Annotated in this window: 10 protein-coding genes; 4 read left to right on the top strand and 6 right to left on the bottom strand. The window is 69.1% G+C overall.

Annotated elements, in window-relative coordinates:
- Positions 1 to 94: 94 nt before the first annotated feature.
- Positions 95 to 2428, top strand: a complete 2334-nt coding sequence (locus AMK34_RS05345) for a chitobiase/beta-hexosaminidase C-terminal domain-containing protein (RefSeq protein WP_073843339.1) — start codon at positions 95 to 97, stop codon at positions 2426 to 2428.
- Positions 2429 to 2661: 233 nt separating this feature from the next.
- Positions 2662 to 3969, top strand: coding sequence for an aldehyde dehydrogenase family protein (locus AMK34_RS05340; protein WP_073843337.1), 1308 nt, complete (start codon positions 2662 to 2664; stop codon positions 3967 to 3969).
- 1 nt (position 3970) lies between these two features.
- Here AMK34_RS05340 and AMK34_RS05335 read toward each other — a convergent pair whose 3' ends face one another.
- Positions 3971 to 4639 carry a hypothetical protein gene (locus tag AMK34_RS05335; protein WP_073843335.1) on the bottom strand — a complete coding sequence of 223 codons (669 nt, stop codon included), beginning with the start codon at positions 4637 to 4639 and terminating at the stop codon, positions 3971 to 3973.
- Positions 4640 to 4805: 166 nt separating this feature from the next.
- Here AMK34_RS05335 and AMK34_RS05330 point away from each other — a divergent pair, with 166 nt between their 5' ends.
- Together AMK34_RS05330 and AMK34_RS05325 are read left to right on the top strand one after the other, a co-directional pair.
- Positions 4806 to 5261 (top strand): DUF4383 domain-containing protein, encoded by a 456-nt coding sequence (locus AMK34_RS05330; protein WP_038513188.1) that lies wholly within the window; start codon positions 4806 to 4808, stop codon positions 5259 to 5261.
- A gap of 31 nt (positions 5262 to 5292) precedes the next feature.
- Entirely contained in the window at positions 5293 to 6174 is an 882-nt protein-coding gene (locus AMK34_RS05325; RefSeq protein ID WP_073843333.1) for a manganese catalase family protein, read from the top strand.
- Positions 6175 to 6392: 218 nt separating this feature from the next.
- Here AMK34_RS05325 and AMK34_RS05320 read toward each other — a convergent pair whose 3' ends face one another.
- The 5 genes from AMK34_RS05320 to AMK34_RS05300 all read right to left on the bottom strand — a co-directional run bounded on the left by AMK34_RS05320 (position 6393) and on the right by AMK34_RS05300 (position 12905).
- Positions 6393 to 6608, bottom strand: coding sequence for a putative acetyltransferase (locus AMK34_RS05320; RefSeq protein WP_038513192.1), 216 nt, complete (start codon positions 6606 to 6608; stop codon positions 6393 to 6395).
- A complete protein-coding gene (locus AMK34_RS05315; RefSeq protein WP_073843331.1) occupies positions 6605 to 6844 on the bottom strand; it encodes a glutaredoxin family protein in 240 nt (79 codons plus the stop codon). Before AMK34_RS05315 ends, AMK34_RS05320 begins: the two co-directional genes overlap by 4 nt.
- A 3-nt stretch (positions 6845 to 6847) precedes the next feature.
- Positions 6848 to 9736 carry a helix-turn-helix transcriptional regulator gene (locus tag AMK34_RS05310; protein WP_073843329.1) on the bottom strand — a complete coding sequence of 963 codons (2889 nt, stop codon included), beginning with the start codon at positions 9734 to 9736 and terminating at the stop codon, positions 6848 to 6850.
- 90 nt (positions 9737 to 9826) lie between these two features.
- Complete coding sequence (locus AMK34_RS05305) at positions 9827 to 10021, bottom strand: hypothetical protein (RefSeq protein ID WP_016334466.1); 195 nt, start codon at positions 10019 to 10021, stop codon at positions 9827 to 9829.
- A gap of 13 nt (positions 10022 to 10034) precedes the next feature.
- Positions 10035 to 12905, bottom strand: a complete 2871-nt coding sequence (locus AMK34_RS05300; RefSeq protein ID WP_073843327.1) for a type 2 lanthipeptide synthetase LanM family protein — start codon at positions 12903 to 12905, stop codon at positions 10035 to 10037.
- Positions 12906 to 13048 lie beyond the last annotated feature (143 nt).

The raw sequence follows: 13048 nt of genomic DNA, 5'->3' as shown, positions 1-13048 counted from the left end.
GCGTGATCTGGACATATCGCACGGACGGCTACTTTGTTGTGGCGCGCAACGAATCGCTTCGCCCGTGGATTTCCAACGCCGGAGGTGTCACGACGTGAACCGGATCTTTGTGCAGCCCGAACGGCGGAAAGGGTTCCGGGGCGCGCTCGCCCTCGGCCTTTCCGCACTCCTGATCGCGGCAGGGCTCGGTGGTGCCACCGCCGCGGCCGCCGACTACAGCCAGAGCGCCGCGTCCTTGAACGCGACCCAGGCGCAGTTCTCCTTCACTCCGGCGAGCCCCGCGCGCTACGTCGACATCCACTACACCGGCGTTCCGGGAGTGGGGCAGCAGAACGTCCGCATGACCGACAACGGGGGCACGTGGCGGCACACCGTCGGCTCGCTGTCGGCGGGCACGGTGCTCGACTATTGGTTCACATACGAGAAGAGCGGGCCGCAGTACGACACCCCGCACTTCACGTACACCCACGGCGGCAGCGGCACGACCGTCGCGTCACCGACCTTCGATCCGCCGGGCGGCAGTTATCCGAGCGCGCGTTCGGTGACGCTGTCGAGCGCGACCTCCGGCGCGACGATCCGGTACACAGTGGACGGTTCCACGCCGACGGCGTCGTCCACTTTGTACACCGGGCCGATCACGGTCTCCGCGTCCTCGACGATCTCCGCGATCGCGCTCAAATCCGGCTCGGCGAATTCCCCGGTGGCGTCGGCGAGCTACACGATCGGATCGACACAGGCGACCTGCCCGGTGCAGGCCGAGGTCCCGGACTTCGGCCCGAACGTGCGGATCTTCGACCCGGGGATGTCCGCGGCGTCGATCCAGTCCCGGCTCGACGCGGACTTCAACGCGCAGAAGGACACCCTGACCGCGCAGTTCACCGAGCGCCGGTACGCGCACCTGTTCAAGCCCGGTGTGTACAACGGCATCCACGACAACGTCGGCTACTACACCTCGGTCGCGGGGCTCGGGCAGAACCCGGGCGACGTGGTGATCAACGGTGACGTGACCGTCGACGCGTTCAACGAGTCGGACAAGGGTGTGGCGCTGCAGAACTTCTGGCGCTCGGCGGAGAACCTCGCCGTCGTCCCGAGCAGCGGCTCGACCCGCTGGGCCGTCGCGCAGGCCGCGCCGTTCCGCCGGATGGACATCCGTGGCGGGCTCCAGCTCTACCCGGCCAGCTACGGGTTCGCGAGCGGTGGCTACACCGCAGACACCAAGGTCTCCGGACAGGCCGCGTCGATCTCGCAGCAGCAGTGGTACACCCGGGACAGCAGCTACGGCAGCTGGGACGGCGGCGTCTGGAACATGGTCTTCTCCGGGACGAGCGGCGCTCCCGCGAACACCTTCCCGAACCCGCCGGAGACGACGCTCGGCACCACGCCGGTGTCCCGCGACGTCCCGTATCTCTACCTCGACGGCTCCGGCAAGTACCGCGTGTTCCTGCCTTCCTTGCGCACCAACGCCTCTGGGCCGAGCTGGGCCAACGGCGGCACCCAGGGCTCCTCGCTGCCGATGAGCCAGTTCTACGTCGTGAAGGCGGGGGACACGGCGTCGTCGATCAACACCGCGCTTTCCCAGGGCTGCAACCTGTTCTTCACGCCGGGCGTCTATCACCTGAACCAGACGCTCAACGTGACGAAGGCGAACACCGTCGTCCTCGGCGTCGGCTACCCGACGCTGGTGCCGGACAACGGCGTCGACGCCATGAAGGTCGCGGACGTCGACGGCGTCCGGCTCAAGGGGCTGCTGTTCGACGCCGGCACGACCAACTCGCAGTCGCTGCTCACGGTCGGACAGGCGGGCTCGACGACGAACCACGCGGCGAACCCGACGACCTTGCAGGACGTGTTCTTCCGGATCGGCGGCCAGATCGCGGGGAAGGCGACGAACAGCCTGATCGTCAACAGCCGTGACACGATCATCGACCACATCTGGGCCTGGCGGGCCGACCACGGCAACGCGGGCACCTACGGCTGGACGATCAACACCGGCGACACCGGTGTGGTCGTCAACGGTGACAACGTGCTGGCGACAGGCCTGTTCGTCGAGCACTACCAGAAGTACCAGGTGATCTGGAACGGCCAGAACGGCAGGACGATCTTCTTCCAGAACGAGATCCCGTACGACGTCCCGGACCAGGCGGGCTGGAAGAGTCCCAACGGGCTCAACGGGTACGCCGCCTACAAGGTGGGGGACAACGTGACTACGCACGAGGCGTGGGGCCTGGGCAGCTACTGCTTCTTCAACGACAACCCGTCGGTGAATCTGTATCACGCGTTCGAGGTGCCGAACCGCTCCGGCGTCCGGTTCCACAATCTGGTGACGGTCTCGTTGAACTACAAGGGGACCATCACCCACGTGATCAACGACGCCGGGGCGGTGACGCCGCCGGACACGCGGCCGAGCAACCTGGTGAGCTACCCGTAACTCCCGACCGCCGGGTTGAGCACCGTGAAGTACATGAAGGCCCCCTTCCTTGCCCTAGACGCAAGGAAGGGGGCCTTCATGTACTTGGGGAAGGTAGTGAAGGAGGTGGAACGTCCCGAGTGCGGCCTCCAGTCACGCGAGTCACGTCCCTGATCACGCGAGTCACGCCTTAGGCTTCTTGTATAACGCCCTATACCGCGCGGCAGTGACCGCCCACGGTTAGGCTCAGAACCATGATCAGCAGCGATGCCCCCGCCGTCGTCGAAGAACTGCGCACCCTCTTCCGCTCCGGTGTCACGAAACCGGTGGAGTGGCGGCGAACGCAGCTCACGGGCCTGCGGACCCTTCTGTCCGAGCAGGCCGACGTCTTCCTCAAGGCGCTCTACGCCGATCTGCGCAAGAACACCGCCGAGGCGAAGCGCGCGGAGATCGCGCTCGTACGGAACGAGATCGACCACACGCTGGAGAATCTCGACTCCTGGCTGAGCCCGGAGCCCGCCGGCCTGCCGTATCCGCTGCGACCGGCCGACGGCCGCGTCGTTCGCGAGCCGCTAGGGGTCGCGCTGATCATCGGGCCGTGGAACTACCCGCTGCAACTGGTGCTCGCGCCGCTGGTCGGCGCGCTGGCGGCGGGCAACTGCGCGGTCGTCAAGCCGAGTGAGCTGTCGCCGAACACCTCGGCCGCGATCGCGGAGCATCTGCCGAACTACGTCGAGGGCGTCCGTGTCGTCGAAGGCGCGATCCCCGAGACGACGGCGTTGCTGGAGCAGAAGTTCGACACCATCTTCTACACCGGCAACGGGACGGTCGGCCGGATCGTCATGGCCGCGGCGGCGAAGCATCTCACGCCGGTCACGCTGGAGCTGGGCGGGAAGAGCCCGGCGATCGTCGAGCCGGGGGCGGACCTCGCCGTGACCGCCCAGCGGCTGGCCTACGGCAAGTTCGCCAACGCGGGCCAGACCTGCGTCGCACCCGACTACGTCCTCGCGATCGGCGACACCGGCCCAAAGCTGGCGGAACACCTGGCCGAGGCCGTCCGAGCGATGTTCGGCGACGACCCGGCCACCAGCGAAGCCTACGGCCGGATCATCTCGACCCGGCACCACGACCGGCTCGCCGCCTTGCTGGACAACGGAACCGCGGTCGTCGGCGGCCAGACCGACCGCGACGAGAAGTACATCGCGCCGACCGTGCTCACGGATGTCTCGCCGGACGCCCCGGTCATGCGGGACGAGATCTTCGGCCCGATCCTGCCGATCATCGACGTGCCCGACGTCAATGCGGCGCTGGCGTTCGTCAACGAACGCGACAAGCCGCTGGCGCTGTACGCCTTCACCGAATCGGAGGAAACCAAGCGCAGGATCGAGACGGAAACCTCGTCGGGCGGGCTGGTGTTCGGCGCGGCGATCATCCATCTCGCGGCGCCGGAACTGCCGTTCGGCGGGGTGGGGGAGAGCGGGATGGGCCGCTATCACGGGCGCTACTCGATCGAGAATTTCAGCCACGTGAAGGCGGTGCTGGACAAGCCGATCGCGGGATGAGTCAGCGGCCTTCGCGGCTGCCCTCGTAGGCGCGCTCGCGCAACCCGGTGAGCCAGCGGGGCCGCAGTTCCCAGCCGGGGGGAGCGTTCAGCATCGGATCGAAGGCGGGGCGCGAGGCGTCTTGGTCCACCTCGTGGAGGGTCAGCGTCGCGCAGGGTTTCCGATGCCCGTTCGCGCGGACGGTTTCGACGAGGTAGGTCACCGGTCCTTCCTGCACCAGTCGGCTCAAGGCGTCGAGTGAGGCTTCGGCGCGCCGCGGCGTTTCCGCGCGGGCCGACAGCCAGACCAGTTCGCCGTTCACGCGATAGGGCAGCAGCGAGCTGAAGCGGCCGGTGGTCCAGGATCGCGCCGGCCGCGGCACCACCCGGACGGCCGAAGTGGTCAGGGTGAGATCCCACGGATCGCCGTCGGCGGTGGGGACGCGGATCGCGAGCCCCAGCGCGTCGGGAATACGACCCGGGAGACCGGCCCCTTTGGACATTCGCACGGTGACGGTCACCGGTTCCGGCGGCAACGCTAGATCGTCGCGCCTCAAAGCGTGCAGCTCGCCTTTGAGCAGTAGGCCGTTCGGGTGGAACGCTCGCGCGCCGCGAAGTGCGGAGAGCGAGTGGAAGCCGGCCCGGAAAAGCCTGCCGACCGGCCCTGCCTGCGGTGCCTCGTGCTCGGCCACGATTTCCGCCTCCTTGCCAGGTGAGTACTGGGCGGTGGCTACCCCGGCGGCATCGGATTACACGGGAATTCCCACGAATTCGAAAACACCGATTCCCCGGTGTGACCGGCTCCGGCACGGGTACTCGACGCTCCAGAAGCTCATTCCACCTGGATCGGAGGAAATCATGACTGCATCGCCGGCCACCGTTCGGCGGGCTCCGCGCCAGCTCATCGCCCTCGGCGTGGGCGCGGTCTTCCTGCTCGTCGGCATTCTCGGCTTCATTCCCGGCGTCACGACGAATTACGAGCAGCTGAGTGGGGCCGGGCACGAGTCCGGCGCTTTGCTGCTGGGCGTGTTCCAGGTTTCGATCCTGCACAACATCGTCCACCTGGCGTTCGGTGTCGCGGGCATCCTGCTGGCCCGGACGGCAAGCGGCGCGAAGGCGTTCCTCGTCGGCGGCGGGGTGGTCTATCTCGTGCTCTGGCTGTACGGACTGCTGATCGACCACGGGTCGGCGGCGAATTTCGTGCCGGTCAACAGCGCCGACAACTGGCTGCACCTCGGGCTGGCCGTCGGGATGATCGCGCTCGGGCTCATTCCGCTTTCCGGTTCGAAGGCGCCGATCGCCGACTCTCGCTGATCCGTTTTTACCCAGTATTCGGAGGTAATCAGTGTTCCGTCACACCAAATCGCTCCAGTTCGAGGCCAAGCCGGAAAAGCCGGACGCCTTGTACGCCCGAAAGCTGCAGGAACTCATCGGCGGCGCCTACGGTGAAATGACCGTGACCATGCAGTACCTCTTCCAAGGCTGGAATTGCCGGATCGAGGGCAAGTACAAGGATTTGATCATGGATACGGCGACCGAGGAGATCGGGCACGTCGAGATGCTCGCGACGATGGTCGCCCGGCTGCTGGAAGGGGCGCCTGCCACCACGGTGGCCGAGGCGGCGAAGGATCCGGCCACCGCGGCGATCCTCGGCGGGATGGACCCCCAGCAGGCGATCATCTCCGGTGGCGGGGCCACCCCGAGCGACAGCCAGGGCTACCCCTGGAACGGCCGCTACGTCGTCGCGTCGGGCAATCTGCTGGCCGATTTCCGGGCGAACGCCGCGGCCGAGGCGCAGGGCCGGTTGCAGACGGCCCGGCTGTACAACATGACCGACGACCCTGGCGTGAAGGCCATGCTGCAGTTCAACCTCGCCCGCGACACGGTGCACCAGAAGCAGTGGCTCGCCGCGATCGAGGAACTCAAGGCCGACGGCCTGGAAAGCGACATCGCGCCGACGGCGTTGTTCGACGAGGAGAACCAGGACCACAACAACACCGTGTGGCATCTGTCCGACGGGCCGGACGGCGCGAAGGGCGGCTGGAGCTTCGGCGAAGACGGGATCGAGTACCTGATGGACCCGGAGCCGCTCGGCGGTCCGGGCACCGCTCCGAAGCCCGATCCCGCGTTGTTCGGCACCTACGCGCCGCTGCAGGACGCCGTCGGGACGGTCAAGGGCAAGGCCAAGGACGCGAAGAAGAAGGCCACCAAATCGCGCAAGAGCTAGCCCTCGGCGCCGCACTCACGTGATCGAAGCCGGAACTCGCGTGATCAGCGGCGGAACTCCCCGAGTGCGGCTTCCAATCACGCGAGTCACGCCTCCGCTCCCACCGTGCCTGTGTGCCCCAGTGCGTGAAGGCCTCCTTGAGGGACTCTGGGTCCCTCAAGGAGGCCTTCACGGACTTCCGACCAGGAGGTACAGAGGACGCGGTGGTTCTGATGTCCTTACCGCTCACGAGGGGTGCGTGGAGTAGGAGGCGGCGGGACCGTCTTCGCCAGGACGATGTCCGCCAGCCGGATCGTCGCGAGTCCGCGTTTGGTCTCCACCGTGCATTCCGTGTCGTCACGGGAGCGCAGGTAGCCGAGGGCGTCGGTGAACCCGCCTTCGATCCGATACCGCACGACGACCCTCGTGCCGACCGGGACGTCCGGGAGGGTCACCGGTTCAGGTGCGCGGTGAGCTCGTCGTCGCTCGGCTCGACCAGGTGGGTGCCGTCCGGCCAGACGATGGTCGGGATCCGCCGCTCACCGTTCTGCAGCGCGCGCACCGTCTCCTCCGCGCCGGAGTCCGCTTCGACGTCGATGTAGTCGTACTCGACGCCCTTCGAGTCCAGTAGGGCCCGGCTGCGTTTGACGTCGGGGCACCAGCCGGCGCCGTACACGGTGAGGTCGCTCATGGCTCACAGCATGCCAGGTCGCGGTCCGGCGGCGTGTTCGGCGAGGGCCGCACGGTCGGCGAGCCCGGTCTTGGCGAGCAGGCTCGCGACATGCTTCTCGACCGTCCGGGGCGAGATGTGCAGACGGGCGCCGATGTCCTTGTTCCCCATCCGCTCGGCGAGCAGCACGAGCACCTCGTATTCACGCACGGTGACTCCGGCCGCGCGCAGGCCGCCAGGCACCCGGTCGACCCCGGAGCGCCGTTGCCGGACGGGCGCGCCGAGCTTGCGGAGCAGGGTCCGGCAGGCGGCCGCCACCGCCTGGATGTCCCTGCCGTGGAAGTATTCTTCGGCCTCCTTGAGCCAGCCCGCCGGATCGCCCCAGCCGTCGGCCGCGGCCGGCTCGGCGATCAGCCGGAGCCCGAGGTGGCGGGCCAGGGGATAGGGCGCCGACGTCTCCAGCGCGGAGGCCACCGCTCGTTCGGCTTCGGCCGCGTCACCGCGCCTGCCGTGCTCGACGGCGCGCGCGAATTCGACGAACTGCCGGTTCCACCGCATCCCGCTCACCGCGGAGCCGTCCTCCGGGCAGGGCGCGCCGCCGAGGGTGTCGACGAGCGTCCGGAGCCCGTGCTGGCCGGCGAGATGGAACCGGCTCGGCCGCCGGTCCTCCAGCTCGATGACCTGGCCGAGTTCGCGGCGGGCCCGGTCGAAGTCCTCCTCGAGCAGCGAGCAGAAGACACGCGCCAGCCCGATGCTGAGCACCATCTCCTGCGCGTTCTCGCCGCCGCTCTCGCGGAAGTCGTCGAGTGCCTGCTCCATCGCGGGACGGTCCGCCCGGTGCCCGGCCGACATCGCCCTGGTCATATGCGCGTACTGCAGCAACGCGGTCAGCCGGAGCCTGCCCAGCACGGCGAGGTTCTCCGCGAGCAACGTGTGCGCGGTGCCGAAATCGCAGCGCAGGATCGCGTGCATGGTGCGCACGGAATCGACCGCGCAGTGCAGCGTGATCGACCCGGTCCGCTGGGCGTCGGCGCGAGCGAGCAGCAAGGTCTGCTCGTCGCCGTTCATCAGCACGCGATGCCCGCCGAGCCGGACCAGCGCCTGGGTGCGGAGATGGTGCAGATGGTTGTCCTCGGCGGTCCGCCGCGCGAGTTGCATGTAGTGCTCGGATTCGCTGAGATCCCGCGACAGGGCGAGCATCCCGAGCACTTGCAACGCCTGGCAGACGACGAACGGCTGCTCGGTCGCCTCGGCGACCTTCCACGCCTGACGCGCGAGCCGCTCGGCCGTGCCGGTCTTGCCGGGGACGTCGAGCCAGAGGTTCGCTTCGACGGCGTCGAGTGCCGCCTGCTGAGCGGGGGTGATCGCCGAGCCGAGGGGAGCACGGGCGCGTTCGATCTGGCCGAGGCATTCGTCGTGCCGCCCCGCGATGTAGGCCGCCCAGGCCAGCTGGGTGCGCAGTTTCGCAGCCCGTTCGAGCGTGCCGATCTCACCGAACGCCGCGGAAAGCTCGACGGCCCGGTCGAACTGGCCGGTCTGCCCGAGCGCGTGCACCAGCGTCTCCAGCACCTCGGCCCGATCACCCGCGTCGGCCCCGGCGAGCAGGTCGAGGGCCTTGGTGAGCATCGTGACCGCGGAGTCCGCGGCACCCGCGTCGAGAGCGCGACGGCCGGTCTCCGCGAACAGCCGGCCCGCGGCCCGCTCATCCAGGGCGGTCAGCCGGAGCGACGCGACGAGCGCGCACAGGTCGCCTGGCAGTCCCGGGTACAGCTCCTCGACCGCGTCGGCGGTTTGCCGGGCGAGTTCCGCCTTCCGCGCCGGTGACTGGCGCGCCAGCAACGCTTCCGCGGTCAGCGGATGGCGGAAGGCGTACCAGCCGGGCGTCATCTCGTCGGTGGTCACCAGGTTCGCGGAGACCGCGGCGCCGAGGTGGTTGTGCAGCGTCCGGTCGTTGGTCCCGGTGACCTTCTGCACCACCGTCAGCGGGAAGCGGCGGCCGATGATCGCCGCGACCGAAAGCAGCTCGCCGGCCTGCTCGCCGAGTTGCTCCATCCGAGCGCCGATACTGGTGACCAGCGCGGCGGGGACGCGGGCGCGGAGTTCGCCGATGACGCGCCAGCCGTCGCGGCCTTCGACCAGCAGACCGTCGTTCACCATGCCGTGGAGCAGTTCTTCGACGATGAACGGAAGGCCGGCGCTGTTGCGCCACAACAGTTCCGTCGCGGCCGATGGCAACTGCCCAGGTTCGGTCTCGAGGCAGGCGGCGGCGAGCGCGTGGGTGTCGGCGAGGCCGAGCCTGCCGAGTTCAGCGATTGTGCAACTCATCCGCTGTGCTCCGGAGGTCGCCAGGCGCAGCGCGTCGGAGGGCTCGTTGCGGAGCGTGCCGACGAACAGGGTCTGCGCCGCCGGCAGGTTGTCGACGAGGTATTCGAGGATGAACAGTGTCTCGGCGTCGGCGTCCTGGAGATCGTCGAGGACCAGGAGCGCGCCGCGGTCGCGGCTGGTGACGGCCAGCAGCCGGAATACCGCTTCGGCGAGCACCAGCAGGGAGCCGGACTCTCGTGGCCGGTCCCCTCGACTCCAGTCGGGGATGAGCTGAGCGAGTACGGGAATGAACGGGTCGAGTTCGGTCGCCTCCGGCGGGCCCCCGCCGCGGAAATGCGACAGCAATGCCTGGGTGAGCGGACGGAACGGGACGAGCGGGCCGATCGAACTGGCCCTGCCCTGCAGCACCGGGATGTCGGCGGCGACCGCTCGCGAGGCGGCTTCGACGGCGAGCCGGGATTTGCCGATGCCGCCTTCGCCCACGAGAAAGATCGCGCCGCCGCGGCCCGCGATGGCGCGATCGAGAGCTCCGGAGAGCTCGGCCAGTTCGGCGTCGCGGCCGATCACCCGCGACGAACGGATACCCACCGCCGTGACTATAGCGAGCGGATTCCGCTGTCACGGCCAAAAGTTGATCACGAAGGCGGGCGGCGCGAGCCCGCCTCCGTGAGCCTGTCTTTAAATCCAGCCGCCGGTGAAGACGCTGACGACGGACGGCGAACCGGTGTCCGTGGACAGGGTGGCGAGCGGGTTGGCGCTCAGCCGCGGCTTGCTGCCCGCCAGCGCGTGGTTGCGCGAGCCGACCTCGAGGGCGCGCGGCAGGTTCACGGCGCCGAGGACGTCTTCGGTGGCGGGCAGATCTCTTTCGTACATGTGGTTCTTCTCCTCATACTCGGTTTACCGGCGGAAAAACGGTGGCCGCGGGATGCGGCCGGTCGGGGCGGAGCAGGAGCGCGGAAGGGACCCGGTCGCCGAATCCCAGCCGCAGCAGGCCGTAGCCGATCCCCGCCAGGCCACTCAGCAGCCCTGGCGAGGGGACCGCGCCGGGTGTCCCGCAGCGGGCACCGCGCTGGTCGATGGCGGCGAGCAGATGACCGGTCCGGCGGCGTACCGCGGCCGCGGCGCCAGTGTGCCCGTTCTCCGCCAGCACGCACAACACGTCCAGCACTCCGGACTCGCCGTGGCACAGGCTGAGATCCTTGAGCGGTGCCCCGTCGGTCAGCCGTCTGATCGTCCGGTCCAGGTCCCTGGCGTGCTCGGGATCGGGCAGGTGCGCGGCCATTCCGAGGGCGTCGCCCGCGAGTCCGTCGCACCAGCCGCCGGTGCTTTCCGCCCGATCGTCCGCCTTTCCGGGTGGTTCTTCGCCGGGACGGTCGTGTGCCCGGAGGACCCAGTCGATCCCGGCCGAACCGCGGGCGAAGGCCTTCTCCGACGGACGTTCGCGTTCGAGCAGTTGTGCGGCGTAGCGGTCGGCTCGCGCCAGCGCCGTCTCCAGTCCTGTTTGGACATACACCGAACGCATCGAGGCGACACCACCCGCGAGCCCGGTCGTGAACCCGGATGGCGTTTCGGAGGTGGCCTCGGGCATCAGCTCGACGGCCTGCTCGATGAGGTCACCCGCGGGAAGCCCGACCAGGGTGCTGAGCCGGGCGATCGTGTACGCGACACCGCCGAGTCCGAGAAGCCCGCCGCAGCCGGCGGTGGCGGCCAGCTCGCGATCGGCTCGGAGGGTGGCGAAGAGGCCGGGAAGCGGGCTGATCGCGTACGCGGCCAGATCGCGGTACCGCGCGATCCCGGTCAGCTCGGCGAGCTGTGCGAGGAACAACGCGACACCGCAGTAGCCCTCGCCGAGGCCCGCACCCATCGGGAGAACGGTCCAGTAGCGGTCGTCGACGAGTTCGATCCCGAGCCAGTTGGAGCGATGCTCGTCGGAGAAGGCGTTGGCGACGATCTGGTCGGCGATCCCGCACGCGGTGACCAGCAACCGCTCCGCGTCCGGCGCCTGATTCGGCACCGCCGTTTCCGCGGTCTCGCCGCCGCCGTGGTGGCCGTCGGCCGCCGTGCTGATGGCGAGGGTGGCCGAGATCAGCCACTCCTGATCACGCTGGTCGAGCGGATCCATGTCGGCGACCTTCGCCAGCACGGTGTCCAGCGACGGCTGTTCGACGACCCCTTCGACGCTGTCGCCGCGCGAATCCAGCAGCGACGTCGAACCGGGGTTCGACGTGAACATCGGTACGTCTCCCGCCCACAGATCGTCCCGCTCGTGCGGCACGAGCCGGAGCAGTTTCTCCTCCCGCACCGAGTCTTCTTCGAGCAGGTCGAACGCGTGGTCGCGGTCGGCGGCGTCGCGAAGCAGGTCGGGATGGGTGGTCTCGTCCAGCAGGCGGGAGTAGAAGTTCGTCGGCCGGATGAGCACCCGGATGGGATCCTCGGCGCAGCGCCGGAGAAGCTCGGCGAGTTCGTCCCGTCCGGTGGAGATCGCGTCGTAGCCGAGCCGGAATCCGGCCAGCAGCGCCGCGCTGTGTTCGGCGGGGGCGACGTCGCGGCCGTCGAGGCGGGGCAGGTTGTTGCTTCCGGCGAGTTCGCCGGGCACCCGGGCCAACCGCATCCGGTCGGTTCCCGCGTCGGCCCAATCGACCCGGTCGGTGGGCAGCTTGCCACCGCGGCCGGCGAGGCCGGAGATGTCGACGGCACCGTGCTCGCCGGCGAAGAGCTGGGGAAGCAGCAGTGTGCGCTGCACCGAACGCGCGAGCATCGCCGCCGCGGGGTCACCCTCCGGCGGGACGGGCGGCGACGGCTGAAACAGGGTCTCGATGTCGATCAGCACCGGCTGGTCGCCGCAGGCGATGATGTTCTCGTAGTGGACGTCGGTGGCGTCCAGCGCGTGCAGGAGTGCCAGGAGGATGCCCTGCCTGCGGTAGAAGCGGTCGACGTCGCCGAGGTCGGCGCACGGCTGATGTTCGACGAACCGGAGCCAGCCGTATCCGTCACGCGTCAGCGCGTCGGCGGTGCGCAGTTCGAGCCCGGGCAGCCGTTTGTTGAGCTGTTCGACGACGTCGGTGAACCGCTCGTGCAGGATCAGCGAGCGCGGTTTGTAGATCACCTTGGCGCCGCTGGAGAAGCGGAGCAGCTTGACCGAACGTCCGCGGGCGTGCGAGTCACCGAACCCGCCCGCGACCTCGACGAGCGTGCCGAGTTCGCCGTCGATGACCGAGCAGGGCAGCAAGGCCGCGTCGGCCGAGAACCGGGCGAGCGTTTCGGCGTGGGCCTCGGCGGCGTACAGGCAGGCCTGGGCCAGGAGCCGGGCCAGCACCGGGTACTCGCCGAACAACCGGACCAGCCCGGCCGGAGTGGACTGCCGGCGCACGAAATCGGAGAAGCGCTCTTCGGGCGTCTCGCCCTGGAGGGCTCCGGCCTTGCGGGCGCGGTGGAGTTCGAGGACCAGCGTACGGACCGAGAGGTTGAGCAGGTGCTGGTCGAGTTGCGCGGCGAAGCCCCGACGAAGCGCGTCGACGTCGGCGCCGGGGAGATCGTCCGGGACCGCGTCACGCGAGGCTGCGTCGACGAGAGACCTGAAGACCCCGGCGAACCGCACACGCCAGTCACCGACTGGGGGGCGCTCCGGCAGAAGCGTGGTGACAGCGTGTTCGGCGAAGTCGGCCCAGAGGGGCTTGTCCGCTGTCCGTTCGCGCGGGGTCCGGCCGTGCTCCCACCACCTCGGCGGCAGGGACGTCGCCGATGGTGGGGGCGTCACGGCGGTAATGCTTTCAGTCCGGCGCGGTACGCACATGGGGGCGGCACCCCCACATTCAGCGCACACACGAAGATGTCCGGAGAGTGACCGCCGGGCACGGACGGTGGCCGTTCGACGCCGCACCGGAATATGGGGTCCCGGCA

It is taken from the genome of Amycolatopsis sp. CB00013 (assembly GCF_001905755.1).
GTDB classification, from domain to species: Bacteria; Actinomycetota; Actinomycetes; order Mycobacteriales; family Pseudonocardiaceae; genus Amycolatopsis; species Amycolatopsis japonica.
This window is presented reverse-complemented; position numbering and strand designations above follow the sequence as displayed.

Bases quoted from the DNA above. Each gene is read 5' to 3' on its own strand.
- AMK34_RS05340 (WP_073843337.1), top strand. From the start codon at position 2,662: ATGATCAGCAGCGATGCCCCCGCCGTCGTCGAAGAACTGCGCACCCTC.
- AMK34_RS05330 (WP_038513188.1), top strand. From the start codon at position 4,806: ATGACTGCATCGCCGGCCACCGTTCGGCGGGCTCCGCGCCAGCTCATC.
- AMK34_RS05315 (WP_073843331.1), bottom strand. From the start codon at position 6,844: ATGAGCGACCTCACCGTGTACGGCGCCGGCTGGTGCCCCGACGTCAAA.
- AMK34_RS05305 (WP_016334466.1), bottom strand. From the start codon at position 10,021: ATGTACGAAAGAGATCTGCCCGCCACCGAAGACGTCCTCGGCGCCGTG.